The sequence below is a fragment of the Pedobacter agri genome (assembly GCF_032678665.1).
In the GTDB taxonomy this organism is placed as follows: Bacteria; Bacteroidota; Bacteroidia; order Sphingobacteriales; family Sphingobacteriaceae; genus Pedobacter; species Pedobacter agri_A.
This window is the reverse complement of the sequence record NZ_JAVTSH010000010.1, coordinates 149,778-163,552: the sequence shown is the minus strand read 5'-3', so window position 1 is coordinate 163,552 and position 13,775 is coordinate 149,778. Positions and strand designations below refer to the sequence as shown.

General features: G+C 38.5%; 13 protein-coding genes. 10 read left to right on the top strand and 3 right to left on the bottom strand.

Features of this window, described 5'->3' with window-relative positions:
* Positions 1–141: 141 nt before the first annotated feature.
* The 3 genes from R2Q70_RS19450 (at position 142) to R2Q70_RS19440 (ending at position 1,736) form a co-directional block, all read left to right on the top strand.
* Positions 142–720 carry a cyclic nucleotide-binding domain-containing protein gene (locus R2Q70_RS19450; RefSeq protein ID WP_316809213.1) on the top strand — a complete coding sequence of 193 codons (579 nt, stop codon included), beginning with the start codon at positions 142–144 and terminating at the stop codon, positions 718–720.
* A gap of 125 nt (positions 721–845) precedes the next feature.
* Positions 846–1,328: a MauE/DoxX family redox-associated membrane protein gene (locus tag R2Q70_RS19445; protein ID WP_316809212.1), complete on the top strand. Its 483-nt coding sequence runs from the start codon at positions 846–848 to the stop codon at positions 1,326–1,328.
* Between the two features lie 108 nt (positions 1,329–1,436).
* Positions 1,437–1,736, top strand: coding sequence for a hypothetical protein (locus tag R2Q70_RS19440; RefSeq protein ID WP_316809211.1), 300 nt, complete (start codon positions 1,437–1,439; stop codon positions 1,734–1,736).
* Between the two features lie 40 nt (positions 1,737–1,776).
* Here R2Q70_RS19440 and R2Q70_RS19435 read toward each other — a convergent pair whose 3' ends face one another.
* From R2Q70_RS19435 to R2Q70_RS19425, 3 genes are read right to left on the bottom strand one after another with little or no spacing between them, the layout of a single operon-like run.
* The gene (locus R2Q70_RS19435) at positions 1,777–3,216 is read right to left on the bottom strand and encodes a RagB/SusD family nutrient uptake outer membrane protein (protein ID WP_316809210.1); all 1,440 of its coding nucleotides are present in this window, start codon (positions 3,214–3,216) and stop codon (positions 1,777–1,779) included.
* Between the two features lie 2 nt (positions 3,217–3,218).
* On the bottom strand, positions 3,219–6,434 hold the full coding sequence (locus R2Q70_RS19430) for a SusC/RagA family TonB-linked outer membrane protein (protein ID WP_316809209.1): 3,216 nt from the start codon (positions 6,432–6,434) through the stop codon (positions 3,219–3,221).
* 12 nt (positions 6,435–6,446) lie between these two features.
* Positions 6,447–7,781 (bottom strand): TlpA disulfide reductase family protein, encoded by a 1,335-nt coding sequence (locus tag R2Q70_RS19425; protein ID WP_316809208.1) that lies wholly within the window; start codon positions 7,779–7,781, stop codon positions 6,447–6,449.
* Positions 7,782–8,189: 408 nt separating this feature from the next.
* Between R2Q70_RS19425 and R2Q70_RS19420 the strand changes: the two genes are divergently transcribed.
* From R2Q70_RS19420 to R2Q70_RS19390, 7 genes are all read left to right on the top strand, one after another.
* Positions 8,190–8,600 carry a helix-turn-helix transcriptional regulator gene (locus tag R2Q70_RS19420; RefSeq protein WP_316809207.1) on the top strand — a complete coding sequence of 137 codons (411 nt, stop codon included), beginning with the start codon at positions 8,190–8,192 and terminating at the stop codon, positions 8,598–8,600.
* A 229-nt stretch (positions 8,601–8,829) separates the two neighbouring features.
* Entirely contained in the window at positions 8,830–9,177 is a 348-nt protein-coding gene (locus R2Q70_RS19415) for a helix-turn-helix transcriptional regulator (protein WP_316809206.1), read from the top strand.
* Positions 9,167–10,243, top strand: coding sequence for a DNA cytosine methyltransferase (locus R2Q70_RS19410; RefSeq protein ID WP_316809205.1), 1,077 nt, complete (start codon positions 9,167–9,169; stop codon positions 10,241–10,243). Before R2Q70_RS19415 ends, R2Q70_RS19410 begins: the two co-directional genes overlap by 11 nt.
* Positions 10,233–11,471 carry a DNA cytosine methyltransferase gene (locus R2Q70_RS19405; protein WP_316809204.1) on the top strand — a complete coding sequence of 413 codons (1,239 nt, stop codon included), beginning with the start codon at positions 10,233–10,235 and terminating at the stop codon, positions 11,469–11,471. Before R2Q70_RS19410 ends, R2Q70_RS19405 begins: the two co-directional genes overlap by 11 nt.
* Complete coding sequence (locus tag R2Q70_RS19400; protein WP_316809203.1) at positions 11,450–11,869, top strand: restriction endonuclease PLD domain-containing protein; 420 nt, start codon at positions 11,450–11,452, stop codon at positions 11,867–11,869. Before R2Q70_RS19405 ends, R2Q70_RS19400 begins: the two co-directional genes overlap by 22 nt.
* Positions 11,870–11,884: 15 nt before the next feature.
* A complete protein-coding gene (locus R2Q70_RS19395; protein WP_316809202.1) occupies positions 11,885–12,838 on the top strand; it encodes a restriction endonuclease PLD domain-containing protein in 954 nt (317 codons plus the stop codon).
* Between the two features lie 24 nt (positions 12,839–12,862).
* Positions 12,863–13,747: a restriction endonuclease gene (locus R2Q70_RS19390; protein WP_316809201.1), complete on the top strand. Its 885-nt coding sequence runs from the start codon at positions 12,863–12,865 to the stop codon at positions 13,745–13,747.
* Positions 13,748–13,775: the final 28 nt, after the last annotated feature.

Sequence of the window (13,775 nt, the reverse complement as noted above, 5' to 3'; positions counted from 1 at the left end):
ATTATTGATTTGTTAACCGATCGATTTGATCTTCGTTCTTTAACTGGACTATTTGTTCTTGGATACGAAAAAGGGAACTCCGGTTCCCTTTTTTATTTCGCTACTTGTTCTAGGTCAAATCTTTAAAATGTATTTTCTTACATGCACCATGACGCCAACTATGAAAAGCTATTTTTTAAATTAGAAAAATTTTCCTCCCCGAGTCCTGGACTTAGAGACAAGTTGTTTTCTAAAACAGTCATCAGGCAAGTTGCCAAAGGCAATTTATTACTAAAAGCCAATAATCGTGTGAACAAACTCTGGTTTCTCGCCGAGGGCTTCGCTAAAGAAACAGCGCATGATGAAAATTATGAGCGTATCAGCTGGTTTTATTTTCCGGGTGATTTCATGTACGCTTATCCTTCATTTTTTAGCCAATTACCTGCTTTCCGGGATATTGAAAGTATTTCTAAATGTGTTTTGATAGAAATAACATATGTCAACCTGATTCAACTTAGGCAAGAATTTACTGAATTAGAAACGATAATCGATCTCGCCCGTGATTTTTGTGAAGCTGATAGGGCAAAATATGCCTCTAGAATGCAAATGCTTAATGCCCGGCAACGTTATGATAGGTTTTATAACGAACACTCAAATATCTTTAACGTGGCAAAACATAAAGATATCTTAAGTTTTTTGGGCATTAAGGCCGACAGTTTCTCCAGGTTTTATAAAAGTTAAGGGTAATCAGAAATTTTTAGCTGATCGTTTTAAGTGTAGTGAGCATTTTCCATCATTTGTCGCATTAAATGATTTAATGAAATAGGAAATTTGGTCATCACTAATGGTTAAAGGAAAATTTAATAATGGAACTATCCAACGATATCATCAAAATTGTGCCTGGCAGAGACAAATGCATAATGGATAAGCTGAAAATATTTGCTGTCTACCTGCTTGTTTTACTCTGGTTTTACACAGGTCTGGATAAGCTCGTTTTTTATCACAGCTATTGGATAGCGATGCACTATCAGATTTTTTCTCAACAAATACTTACCATCGCCATTCCAGTGTTGCCATTCCTGGAAATAGCGATTGGACTACTTTTAATATTTCCAAAATCAGAAAGCTTAGGTTTTCTACTCTCCTTTTTGCTCATGACTTTTTTTTCGGCATATGCGGCACTAGTTTACTTCGGGTACTTTGTCTCAAGGCCTTGTGCATGTGCAGGGCTATTCACAAAACTTTCTTGGGGAAGCCATTTAATGATCAATCTTTTAATAACGCTTGTTGCACTATTTGGAATGATAATTAACCGCCACAGGGGAAAGGAGGTTGAAAAAAGATTTTAAAAAATAGTAAAACCGGCACAGCAGCTGTATCGGTTCCTCAAATAAACAGTAACCTTAAACTAAACTTTTTCCTTCACTTTTTCAAATGCAAATAAGTGTCGATTAATCATGAATTTTTCGAAAATCAGAAAACCAGTTTTCGCATCAGTGGCTGCTGCATTTTTAGTAGTAGGCGGAAGTGCCTTCAAACCAGCATTGGTTGATAATTATGGCAAAGATGCCAGTGGTAACTGGATTAGTCTGGCAGGATTGACGCCAGTATCTCCGACCACTCAACCTGAGCAAGGTGAGTATCGCTGCATTGATTCTCAGAATGAATGTACTGCGGAATTTAGCTATCCAAATCCAGCGCCAAATGCCGATGATTATCAATCGGTGTCACGCGGGACATTTGACTTAGGTCAGTAACATCTCAGATGCCTGGGTGATCAGACCCAGGCATTTTTCATCATCTTGGATTTTGGAGTATACCACTAGCTATGATTTCATCGGGTGGTATAGGAAATGTATATTTAAGGCTCTGAGGTTGCAATTGAATAACAGGTCCAGATGCCTGATGTTGCAAGACAACACTTGTCTTCGCATCCTGATTTAGTCTTCGTAAATCTGACCACCTGAGCCCCCGCCGAAATAACTCTTTTCTTCTTTCGGATAGAATTAGCTTTAAAGCTTCTTCTGCTGTTACCGCGGTCTGGTTAAGATAGGTTCCGGTCCGATGTCTTTTAACCAGCAGTTGATTCAAAGCATTCATGGCTGAAAGTAGGTTTCCCTTTCTCGCCTCACATTCAGCGCGAATGAGATAAAGTTCATCATTAGCGATACCCGCAAAGGCTCCCGTTGTACCGGCATGACTCCCTTTAACATTGATCTGCCCAGTGGAGCGACTTACAAAAAATACTGATTTTCGCAGGTCATTGTTTGCATAGCTTCGATAAATGGTACTATCCACCCGGAGGTTATTATTGAAAAACGAATAACTCACCATACTGTTGTAGAAAATAACTTCATCGTTTCCCGTAGGCAGACCTACAGGAAAGGGATTGGCAGTGGAAGTTAATGTGGCTGTTAAGGAGTTGAAGTCCAGTAAACTGCTATTCTGGCCGAGTGCGTCATTCGCATAGGACAAAGCCTCCGAATACCGTTGCATGGTTAAGTTTACTCTGGCAAGCAGTCCCAATGCTGCGCGCTGGCTGGGCCGATTTTTGCTTGAAACCGACCCAGGTAATAGCGCAAGGGAATTCGTTAAATCCTCTATGACCTGGCTATAGGTTGCAGAAAGGTTTGCTCTTTGCACTTGCTCATTCACATCTGCCTTAAGTTTTAAAGGTAGCCCTAGCAAATCATCATTGCCTGTATTTCGAAAAGGCGGACAAAATACCTGTGCGAGATTATAAAAGGCCTGCGCCCGAAAAAATAAAGCCGAACCTTTAATCCATTTCGCCTCAGATTTACCTTGATCTTCCGCGCTCATGGTCTCAAGTCCCTCAAGAATGATGTTGCTATAAAAAATCTGTTTGTAGCAAGCATTCCACTCTGTGCTGGTCTGGACTTCAAAAATTTCATCAGCCCATATGTAAGTATTTCTTTCTGCAGGGGTAGTCCATACAGCTATGCTATTTGCGTCCGCATAGAATTCATCACCAGCGAGGAGTGCTAAGGATGGACATAAATTCATCACGCCAGTATTGTCCAGCAATCGCTGGAAATCAGCGATGGTCTGTGGAACCAGCAAGGCTTTGTTCGGCTTGGTATCCAAAAAGTCCTTTTTGCAGCCGGCAATGCCCACCAACATTAATATTAATAGGAGCTTCGTATTAACCTTATTAAAATGTTTTTTAGCAATAATGTAGCGGATGAATATTTTCAATTTTGTAATGATTGTCTTCATAATTATCTGATGTTTGCTTTTAAACCAATAGAATAGGAGCGCAGAGGCGAAAACTGGGAATTGAAATAATCAGGATCCTGTACGGCCTTCGAAGCTTTCCAAAGGAGGCCGATATTATTAGCGTAAAAATAGATTTGTAATGTTGGGAGTGTAGCACCCAGAATTTTCTTGTTTTGCAGTGTATAGGAAAAATTAATGTCCTGTAAACGGATATGATCTCCTTTTTCTACAAGCGCCTCGGAAGTTGCATAGAACAAGTCCCGGTTGGAAATATTGCCGTTAGGCACCGAGGGGACGTTTGTAAATAGTTCATCGCCGGGTTTTTGCCACCTATATGTGTAATCACCATGTCCGCCAAGCCCGTTATTTGTGCCATAGGCAATTGATGAGCGCGTAAAATAATATTTTAGTCGGTAACTGATGTTAGCAGAGAGCGAAAAATTGCGGTAGGTAAATGTATTCCTAACCGCTCCAAACAACAACGGTCTGGAAGAACCAAAATATTTGACGGTCTCGAAATCTTCCGCTAACAAAATTTTATTGTAATCCGTACTGATTTCACCATTTAGATAACCTCTGGGATTTCCATTTGCAGGATCTAGTCCCGCCCACGGAAAAGCATAAACAGCATTCACATTTTTACCCTCTCGAGGATATAGTCTCGGATTTTGGATATAATTTACATTGGTGCCCCTGATTTTATAATCCGTTACAATATCACTGCTATAGCTTAAAATTACATTCGTTTCCCAGGCAAGCTTTCCAGTAAAATTTCGACTTAGCAGATTCACATCAATACCTTGCCCCTGGGATCCAGAAGTGTTGCCCTTGAAAGTGGTGATACCGCTGGAGGGCGCATAAGGAATAGTGCCAATAAGGTCTATACCTTTTTTGCGATAGTATTCTATTGTTCCAGAAACCCTGTTTGCCCGGCTGGCAAAATCGAAGCCAAAGTTGATTATTCTAGTTCTTTCCCATCGCAGCTGAGCGTTCGGCGGATTGTCTATAGTAGCATATGGAAGTCGGGTGTTGCTGTTATTAATATTTCCCGAGCCATTATTGTATGTGGCGGTCGTATATGCGGATAAAGTCTTATCGACGTTACCAGTGTAGCCAAAGCTCACTCTGAATTTCAGTGTTGGAAGCATTGCCGCAATGCTTGTTCCTCCACTTTCGCCTGAATAAAAGGGTTCTTTCGCGATGTCCCATAACCCGCCGACTGACCATAAGGGTATGCCCTTTTGATTGGTGGCTACGCCAAAAATATTGCTTTGGTCAAGCCTGATGCTTCCATTAATTGTATACTTTTCATGGTAGGTGTAACCGGAATTGGCAAAATAACTCCGGCTTCGGTCGGCAAGACGCTGCTCACCGTCCATGTATACAATGTTGGCAGTTGCGCCAGCATTAACGTAACGCCTGAATGCAGTTAGATAATCCACTGGCTGATAGTTCGCGTGTAGCTCATCGTAACCGTAAAATCTGCTGGTGTTAATACGGTCATCCTGGCTTCTGGACTCTGCGCCACCAAAAATGCTCAATCTGTGGTCACCGAATGTTTTCTCATAGTTCACCTGCGCCCTGAGGTTATTTACCTCGCTATGCCCATTCATGTTGTCAACGATGCCTCCTAGTGGAATGGGGCGGGTAAGGGAGCCATCAGTATTGATTTGTGTTAGGTTATTAATCTGGTTACGAGAAAAGTAACTATCTGCACTTTGATTTCGGATGTTATTATTACGTATGGAATTGAATTGGTAAAGTAAGCTTACACTTAAATCAGGGAGTAATTTGCCGGTCAGGCCGAAGTTTAGCCTCAAATCTTCTATCCTGCGTTTGCTAGTTATGGCATAAAGTTCATCTGCGGGGCGGTAGTTCCAGTCCAAAAGGCTCTTGGAAATTGCTTCTGTTTTAAAACTGTTCCGGTATCCCATATTCACTGCCAATGGGTTTCCATTTTGATCCAATAGCTGGGCATAAGGATAACTATTCACGCCCTCTGCAAGATTTAAACCTGCATTTCCTGAATCAGTACGCTGACGGGCATAGTTTACACCCGCAGTGAAAGATAATCGTTCTTTCAAAAAATTCCAGCTGGATCTCGCCTGAAGCGTTTCCCTTTTTGTACCATTCAATCTCAGTATATCTTTATTGTCATCAAGTCCTGCAGACAGGTAATACTGCTGGCTGCTATTGCCCCCGCTCAATGATATAGCGTACTGGGCATTTACGGGTCGCTGATAAAACAGTTTTGCCGCCTCCGCCCGGAAATCAATATTTTTGAAATCTTCGATTTGCGCATCCGCATTTGGCCCACTGATCCGGCCGTCACGTTTCGCTATCAGCAATTCGATAACTGGAGTAAATGCTGGCTTTAAAACAGATGCTTCACTATTGGTGTAAAATCCCCTGGCGAATAAAGCCTTTTCAATATCTATAAAATCACTACTACTCATTCTGTTTTGAAAATATAAATCTGGCCGCTCCCCAATGGTAAGATTGGAATTAAAGTTTATTGTGACGGGTGCATTTTTTTTGCCTGATTTGCTAGTGATTACGATTACACCATTTCCACTCCTGGCACCCCATATTGAAGCGGCCGAAGCATCTTTTAAAATCGTGATGCTTTCAATATCATTTGGATTGATTGTGGAGACATCGCCTTCATACTGGAAATTATCAAGAATAATCAGTGGCTCGGTTCGGGCAAATAATGTGCTTTGTCCTCGTATACTTACCTGAGTCTGATTCTGAACACGTGTTCCTGACCGATTAATAACAAGTCCCGGAAGTGCGTCTTCCAGCCTGCTGACAATATCAGGGGTTGTCCTTCTACTCAACTGGCTTTCGTTTAGGGTGGCGAATGAACCTGCAGCTCGTTCCCTCGGTAGCTTTTGAAATCCCGTATTTACAACCTGAATTTCTTCGAGCTGGTTGCTCACCGGCTTTAAATCTATAGGCAGCAACAAATCCTTCGAAGTATTTATCGTTAAATTTTGTTTTTCGTAGTTCAAATGGGAAACTACTAATGTATAATTACCAAGAGGGGCGACGATTTTGAATTTTCCAGCGCTGTCGGTCCGTGTGGTGAGTTTAAGGCTTTCAATGGAAATAGTTGCCCCGGGAATAGCTACCCTTCCATCCAGAACGACGCCAGTGACAACGGTTTGTGCAAATGCAACAATGCTCCACCAAAATAAAAATTGAATTATAAGCAACCTTTTCATCCCCTAACGCCCCGCTTCTTTAACTTTGTCTACCTGACTAATCTTATTAGCCTCATTTTCTGATGAGCTATCCGTGATAACCAGTACCTTCGAATCTGCATGTTTTTTAATAAACTGCAAATCGTATTTTTTCAGAGCCTCATTTACTTCGTCCATACTGGTCATTTTCGCCTCTATGATCATATCCACTGCGGCTGTATAACCCGATTGATCTATGATTGGCAATTTTGAATCTTGCATGAATATTTGTTTAAGCTGGTTGGTCAGGGCCCTCATCGGGACATTTTGTAGGATAGCCTCGAATGGGGAAAATTTAGTAAAAGGTTTTTCACCCTTGCTGGCCAATTTATCCTGGTCAGATGTCTTGGTTAAAACCCAGGATTGCTTATTGACCGTTTTTACGCTGGCCTTGTATTGAGGAAATAAAATTGAGAGTTGCTGCTGCATAAATTCATACAGGTTCTCATCAGCTGGCACACGCACACTCCAGTTGTAGCCTTTTCCTTTTCTTAACCAATCAGTGAATGCTTGTCCCTGAAGTGTGGATGTAAATAAATCGATATCTGATACTAATAGCTGTGTATTTATTTTATTGAATATCTCTTGATTTCCAAAAGCTGAACGATATAGATTAAGCAGAGTCACATTTTTAAATTCTACCCTTCTTCCATTTATAGAATCTGGAACATGAAACACCCAACCTCCGGGGAGACCTTCAATATAACTGCTGAGCACGCTTTTATACAATACACTGCTTTCATTATTTTGGGAATTTGCAACACTGGTTTTTTTTAACGCACCGTCTGTCTTTTGGTGGAGCTGACTAAACTCGCCATTAACGGCTTTTAAAATATTCTCCTCGGTGACATCCCTTCCTTCAGTGGCGCCCCGGTAAATTCCCTCCTTGTCTATCCAGACATAATGAGGCAGGTAGGTGTGGGGAAACATCTTTACAAATGTTTTATCTTCTGTAATCCATAAAAATCCGGTTTCTTTACCTCGATAATTTTGCGTAAAACTTTTTTCAATTGTCGGTCTCGATTCGTATCCAATATTGACAAATTGAACCTTGCCAGAGAATTTTTTTTGTAATAATTCATTTTTTGGGAATGCAGCGATACATGGGCCGCACCAGGTTGCCCAAAAGTCCAATACAATAACTTTGCCTTTCAACTTGGCAATTGATTTTGATGCACTTTTAATTCCAAAGCTGTTAGACAGGCTTTCATTGGCTACCTGCGTGCCAATAGTTAGCCCGGGTTTCATTGGGCTCTGCGCAAAGAGGTTGAAATTTTGGCATAGCAATGCCATGGTAATAAATATTACTGATTTTTTCATGCGATTGGTTATGATTAGTTGATAAGAAACGCCGTTGGGTAACGGATAAAAAACAGGTCGGGAGCCATGTAGAAATTATTGATCATTAACCGAACAAGCATGGTGATCCCGCCTGGTGTATAGAATTATTCCGGTGCGCAGATGATTAAGGCTAGGATGATATTTAAACGGCTTTCCATTATGTGTTTATTAATGGAGCCTGTATGAGATAAATCAATTAAGCGTGGAACCCATCTCATTGGTTTGGAGGCCCTGAGAAGCCTTGGACACAATAAGTGGGCCCACGCCTATGACGTGAGCTTAACACCTATCATCTTGTGTCCATTGAAAATTCTCAGGTTTCCAAACACAGACTCTAGTGCGAACTCTTAATATCTTTTGTTCGCTAAGTTAAATATTTATTTGAATTTGTACTACTTAAATCTATTTATCAAATATAATAATAAATTTATATTATATAAAGAATATTTTATATTATATAAACAAAATTCAAAATTTTCATTTATTCTTTTTTTACAAACTAAGTTTATTGAAAAAAGAGGCGTGAAAAAAAAATCTGATCTTACTAAACTTGGAAAATTTTTGTTTCTAAAATCTGCAAACAAGGCAGCTATATATAGAAAAACGAGTATAAGCGAGACGAGATTAAGTTTACTTTCGAATGACCCATCAACTATTTTAACTGCGGAGGAGAGTTATAAAATTGCCTTAGCAATTGATGTAGATCCTGGTGACTTACAAAAACAAGTTTTTAAGGATGTTAAACTTAATACGATGGCACAACAAGAGGAATTGGGCAAAAAGTCCAGAAGTAAGTAATAAAATTCTATATTTATAAATGTGGTTTCTGCTAGGGGCTACAAAAAAGCAATCAGTCTAACACGATTGGTGGCTTTTTTCACAGTTGGGGTTGAAGACCGGGCAAATCCAATTTTAGAATTTTACAACTGTAGATAACTTGTGATAAACAAATTTCAAAATTGCAGAGGTAGTTTGATCAAAGATTATCAAATTATTTTTATGTTTGTTAAAAAAGGGTCAAATCAAAATGGGGAACACGTTAAAAGTTACAAGTTTTGGCAACTTTATAAAAACAGAACGAGAAAAAAGGGTCTGGACTCAAACTGAGTTTGGAGCCAAAATTGGAATAAATTCTAGTGCAATTAGTCGAATCGAAAATGGCACTAAGAAATTTTCAGTCTCAAAACTTAAAACATTAGCAGAGATTATCGGAGAAGATTTGCAGACAGTTAGCGATTTGTTTTTTGCTGATAAGTTTGCTAGGGAGGCCAATAAGTATAAATGTTCAAATAATGTTTTCACAGTAGCTGAGGGAACAGCTTTTTATTTAAGGAATATCAACGCAAAACAAGGAGAAATTAATTTTGATAAATAAAAATGAATTAACAGCCATCGATTTATTTTCAGGCTGTGGTGGGTTTTCATACGGTTTCCAACAAGCAGGTTTTCATGTAGTTTTAGGGGTTGATAATACAGCTACAGCACTTAAAACTTTTGAAAAAAATCATGACGGTTCAAAGGGATTGCTACTTGATTTGCACAAAGATAGTGCGATCGAAACAATTGTTGCGGAGACAGAGGGTAGAAAAATAGATGTTATAATAGCTGGACCTCCCTGCCAAGGTTTTTCGTTGACAGGTACTAGAGATGAAAACGATGAAAGAAATTCACTTTTTTATTCAGTTTTCAAATTGGCAGAAAAACTTGATCCGAAGGCTATAATAATCGAAAATGTACCGGGGCTGTTGAAGCTTTATGGTGGAAAAGCAAAAAAGGAAATCATTAGACTTTGTGATGAAATGGGATATACTTGTAGTCCTAAGTTGCTGTATGCCCCAGATTATGGAGTTCCCCAAATACGAAAGCGTGTATTTTTCGTGGCATTAAAAAAGGATATAGGCAAGTTTGAATTTCCACCATCAGTGTTGAATGAAGATAATTATATCGGATGTGAAGATGCTATAGGAGATTTGCCAGACCTCGTTGCTGATTTTGGTGAAGATGAGGCTAATTACGATAAGGAAGTGTCAAGTGAATATCAACTCATGATGCGTAATGGAAATAGTGTTTTGAGAAATCATATTGGAACTTTGCATACAGAACATGTGATAAATGTAATATCTCAAGTTCCAGAGGGAGGAAATCATAAAAACCTGCCTTTGGGAGTGGGCGATTCTAGGAGATTCAATGAAGCTTGGACAAGATATCATAGCAAAAAGCCTTCTAAAACCATCGACACTGGACATAGGAATCATTTTCACTATAAATGGAATAGAGTGCCTAGTGTTAGAGAAAATGCTAGGCTACAGTCTTTTCCAGATAGTTTTGTGTTTTTAGGAAATAAAACCGAACAATATCGACAAGTAGGAAATGCTGTTCCCCCATTATTAGGAAAGGTCTTAGCAGAGCATTTGATAAAACATCTTAAAAATGAAATTTAATGTAATTGATTTATTTGCAGGATGTGGAGGTTTGACTGATGGATTCCTTCAGACGGGAAGTTTTAAAACTTTAGCTGCAGTTGACTGGGAATTGCCAACAGTTAAGACTTTAAAGAGACGGCTTATATCAAAATATGGCTATGATACTTTAATAGATAATGTGCTTCATTTTGATATACAAAGAACGGAGGAACTGATTAACGGATATTCTGATGTTTTGTATGGAAGCAATGATGGAATTAATTCCCTTGTAAAACAAAGTGAAGTAGATTTTATTATAGGAGGCCCTCCTTGCCAAGCTTATTCGATCGCAGGAAGAGTTAGAGATACTAACGGAATGCATGAAGACTATAGAAATTATCTTTTCGAAAGTTATGTAAAGATGGTCGATTATTACAGACCAAAGGCTTTTGTGTTTGAAAATGTAGAAGGTATCTTATCCGCAAGGCCGGGCGGTATCTCAATAGTGGACAGAGTAAGGGAAGCCTTTGAAATCGTTGGATATGAAATAACTGACAATCTAAAAGACGACGCTCTTTTCGATACATCATATTATAACGTCCCTCAGAAAAGAAAGAGAGTCATAATCTTTGGCGTTAAAAAAGGTCAAAATAGCACTTCAAAAATTAAGACATTTTATAGCAATCTAAAATCAAAAGCAACATTAGAGCCTTTAAAATCAAAGAGCGCATTTGAGAATTTACCAAAAATTTATCCTACTAGTCAAATTTCTAATCAGTCTCATGCAATTAAGTTAAATGGTGTTCCTCTCCCTAAAAACCATGAGCCCAGAACGCATAGTGCTAGGGATATTAAAATTTTTGAATTATTGGCGAATGATATAAAAAGTGGGAAAAATAAGTATGCCTCAAGCAAAGCGTTAATTGAATTATATCAACAGAAAACAGGCAAGGAGTCTAATTTTCATAAATATCATGTGATTAGGGAAGATAAACCTAGCAATACAATTCCTGCACACTTATATAAAGATGGATTACGACATATTCATCCAGATCCAAAACAAGCCCGATCAATTACCGTGAGAGAAGCGGCAAGATTGCAATCTTTTGAAGATGATTTCGAGTTTTTAGGCTCAAGAGGAGATCAATATAAAATGATTGGCAATGCAGTACCTCCTACTTTTGCGAAAGCGATAGCAGAAACTGTAATAGAATTATTTATCATTAACTATAAAAAAGGTGAATTATGCCAGAAATTACATTATTGAGGGTGGATGGACAGATGCATGATACAGGTGGCCTCAATTGGGGCTCTAATGCTTTGAATCATACAAGGCCGTATGATAGTTATATTCCTATCCATATTGGATTTATCAGAGCAAACCCGGGTTTGATTGATACAAAACTCGCAGTTCAAAGAATTATAAATTTTCATTGGGATGATGGAGTCGATATGCAGGTTTTATTTGAAGGCAACGGCTCAGACGGGTATCCGAAACAAATTGCATCAACGCCTAGAAAAGATACATTGGGAAAATACTTTAGATCTAGACTAGGTTTACCTGCTACCAGAAGAATTAGTTATGAAGATCTAATAAATTATGGCCGCACAACAGTTACGATAAATCGAGTTGACGAATTAAATTATAATGTCGACTTTAGCTAATATCTAAACATTAACATGCTCTATAACCAAGATTTAGAAGAATTAATTTTTCACAGACACCAAATACACAATTCTGATGAACTAATTGTCCTTTCGGGATATTTGGGCCCTAGTCCTGTTGCAAGACTTGAGCAACTACCTTTTAACACAACCGTGATATACGGTATGTATGGTTCAGAGGGAATTATGCCTACGCTACATAATTCATTAATATCTATACAAAATAAGGTCGATAACGTAAATATATTCTATTCTCAACTGCCTGTTCATTCCAAATGTTACGCTTGGAGAAAAAGCGGTGAGATCATTCATGCATTAATTGGTTCCGCTAATTTTTCTACTAACGGATTGACGACTCCATTTAGAGAGGTTTTAGCAGAAACAACATTTGATACTTTTAGACCGCTAAACGCATATATTCAGAAGGTTTTAAATAATTCTGTTTCTTGCTTAGAAGTCGGAAGTGATAGGGTTGTTGAAAAAACAATTAACTTGGAATATTGTAATATGACACTTCTTGGAAAAGATAATGAAGTTCAAAATGCTGCAGGACTGAATTGGGGACAAAACCCTAGCAACCATACCACTCTCAATGATGCCTATATTCCAATTAGAACAAATCATATAAAAGATTACCCTCATCTATTTCCACCTAAACAGATAAACCCACAAAGTGTAGATTCCAGAGGTAGGCTGCAAAGGCATAATGATGCCATTGAAATTATATGGGATGATGGCATAACAATGGAGGGGTTGTTGGAAGGTTCGCAGCCAATTGATGGAGTGATATATCCTAAACAGATAAGCTCCTTTCCCATTAAATCTCAACTCGGTGAGTATGTAAGAATGCGAATAGGTGTGCCTTTAGGGCAACCAGTTAGAAGGCATCATCTAGAACGTTACGGAAGGACTGACGTCACCGTATCTCTACTAGGTGAGGGAGTATACAAATTCAATTTCTCTGTTTAGCTTACTTGATTGCTTTTATAAAATATGGGAAGAAGAAAAAAGTATGATGTGCCGACACATAATAAGATGCTAATACCAATCATAGAAGCATTAAAAGTTTTGGGAGGTTCTGGTTCTATAGAAGAAATAAATGAGACGGTGTATGAGATAATGAGTTTAGATGAACAAACTTTATCAGTTCCTCATAATGAAGCAGGTGTACAATCAAAAGTTGAATATCGATTAGCCTGGGCAAGAACCTATTTAAAAAAATATGGATTAATAGAAAATTCTTCACGTGGAATTTGGTCCTTAATTGATAGTGAAATTAATACAACTCAATTAGATTCAGAGAAAATAGTTCGATTTGTCAGAGAAAATACTCTTAAAATTCCAAAAGCGGATACGAACTCCAATTCAAATAATTATTCTCAAGACGAACAAATTGAAGATGAAGTAGAAATAGAACTGGGTTGGAAAGAGCGATTGATTTTAGTATTATTAAAGATAGCACCTTCAACATTCGAACGCTTATGTCAAAGAGTTCTGAGAGAAAGTGGATTTATCCAAGTTGAAGTTAAAGGTAAGTCAGGAGACGGAGGAATAGATGGTAAGGGTATAGCTAGAATTAATGGTTTTCTTAGTTTCCATGTGTTTTTTCAATGCAAAAGATATAAGGGCTCGGTAGGAAGCGGAGATATTAGAGATTTTCGGGGTGCAATGCAAGGAAGGGCGGATAAAGGACTATTTATAACAACAGGTAACTTTACCAGAGAGGGTGTGAAAGAAGCAACGAGAGACGGAGCCCCTCCTATAGATTTAATCGATGGCGATTTATTTTGCGAAAAGTTGAGGGAATTTAATTTGGGAGTGAGGACTGAACTTATAGAGAAGATAACTGTGAATTCTGACTGGTTGAATAAAATTTAATTATCAGAACAAAACTTAGCAAATAGCG

What these genes read in the sequence shown, in the direction of transcription:
- R2Q70_RS19450 (WP_316809213.1), top strand. Translation starts at nt 142, where the DNA reads ATGCACCATGACGCCAACTATGAAAAGCTATTTTTTAAATTAGAAAAA.
- R2Q70_RS19445 (WP_316809212.1), top strand. Translation starts at nt 846, where the DNA reads ATGGAACTATCCAACGATATCATCAAAATTGTGCCTGGCAGAGACAAA.
- R2Q70_RS19440 (WP_316809211.1), top strand. Translation starts at nt 1,437, where the DNA reads ATGAATTTTTCGAAAATCAGAAAACCAGTTTTCGCATCAGTGGCTGCT.
- R2Q70_RS19435 (WP_316809210.1), bottom strand. Translation starts at nt 3,216, where the DNA reads ATGAAGACAATCATTACAAAATTGAAAATATTCATCCGCTACATTATT.
- R2Q70_RS19425 (WP_316809208.1), bottom strand. Translation starts at nt 7,781, where the DNA reads ATGAAAAAATCAGTAATATTTATTACCATGGCATTGCTATGCCAAAAT.
- R2Q70_RS19415 (WP_316809206.1), top strand. Translation starts at nt 8,830, where the DNA reads ATGGGGAACACGTTAAAAGTTACAAGTTTTGGCAACTTTATAAAAACA.
- R2Q70_RS19405 (WP_316809204.1), top strand. Translation starts at nt 10,233, where the DNA reads ATGAAATTTAATGTAATTGATTTATTTGCAGGATGTGGAGGTTTGACT.
- R2Q70_RS19400 (WP_316809203.1), top strand. Translation starts at nt 11,450, where the DNA reads ATGCCAGAAATTACATTATTGAGGGTGGATGGACAGATGCATGATACA.
- R2Q70_RS19395 (WP_316809202.1), top strand. Translation starts at nt 11,885, where the DNA reads ATGCTCTATAACCAAGATTTAGAAGAATTAATTTTTCACAGACACCAA.
- R2Q70_RS19390 (WP_316809201.1), top strand. Translation starts at nt 12,863, where the DNA reads ATGGGAAGAAGAAAAAAGTATGATGTGCCGACACATAATAAGATGCTA.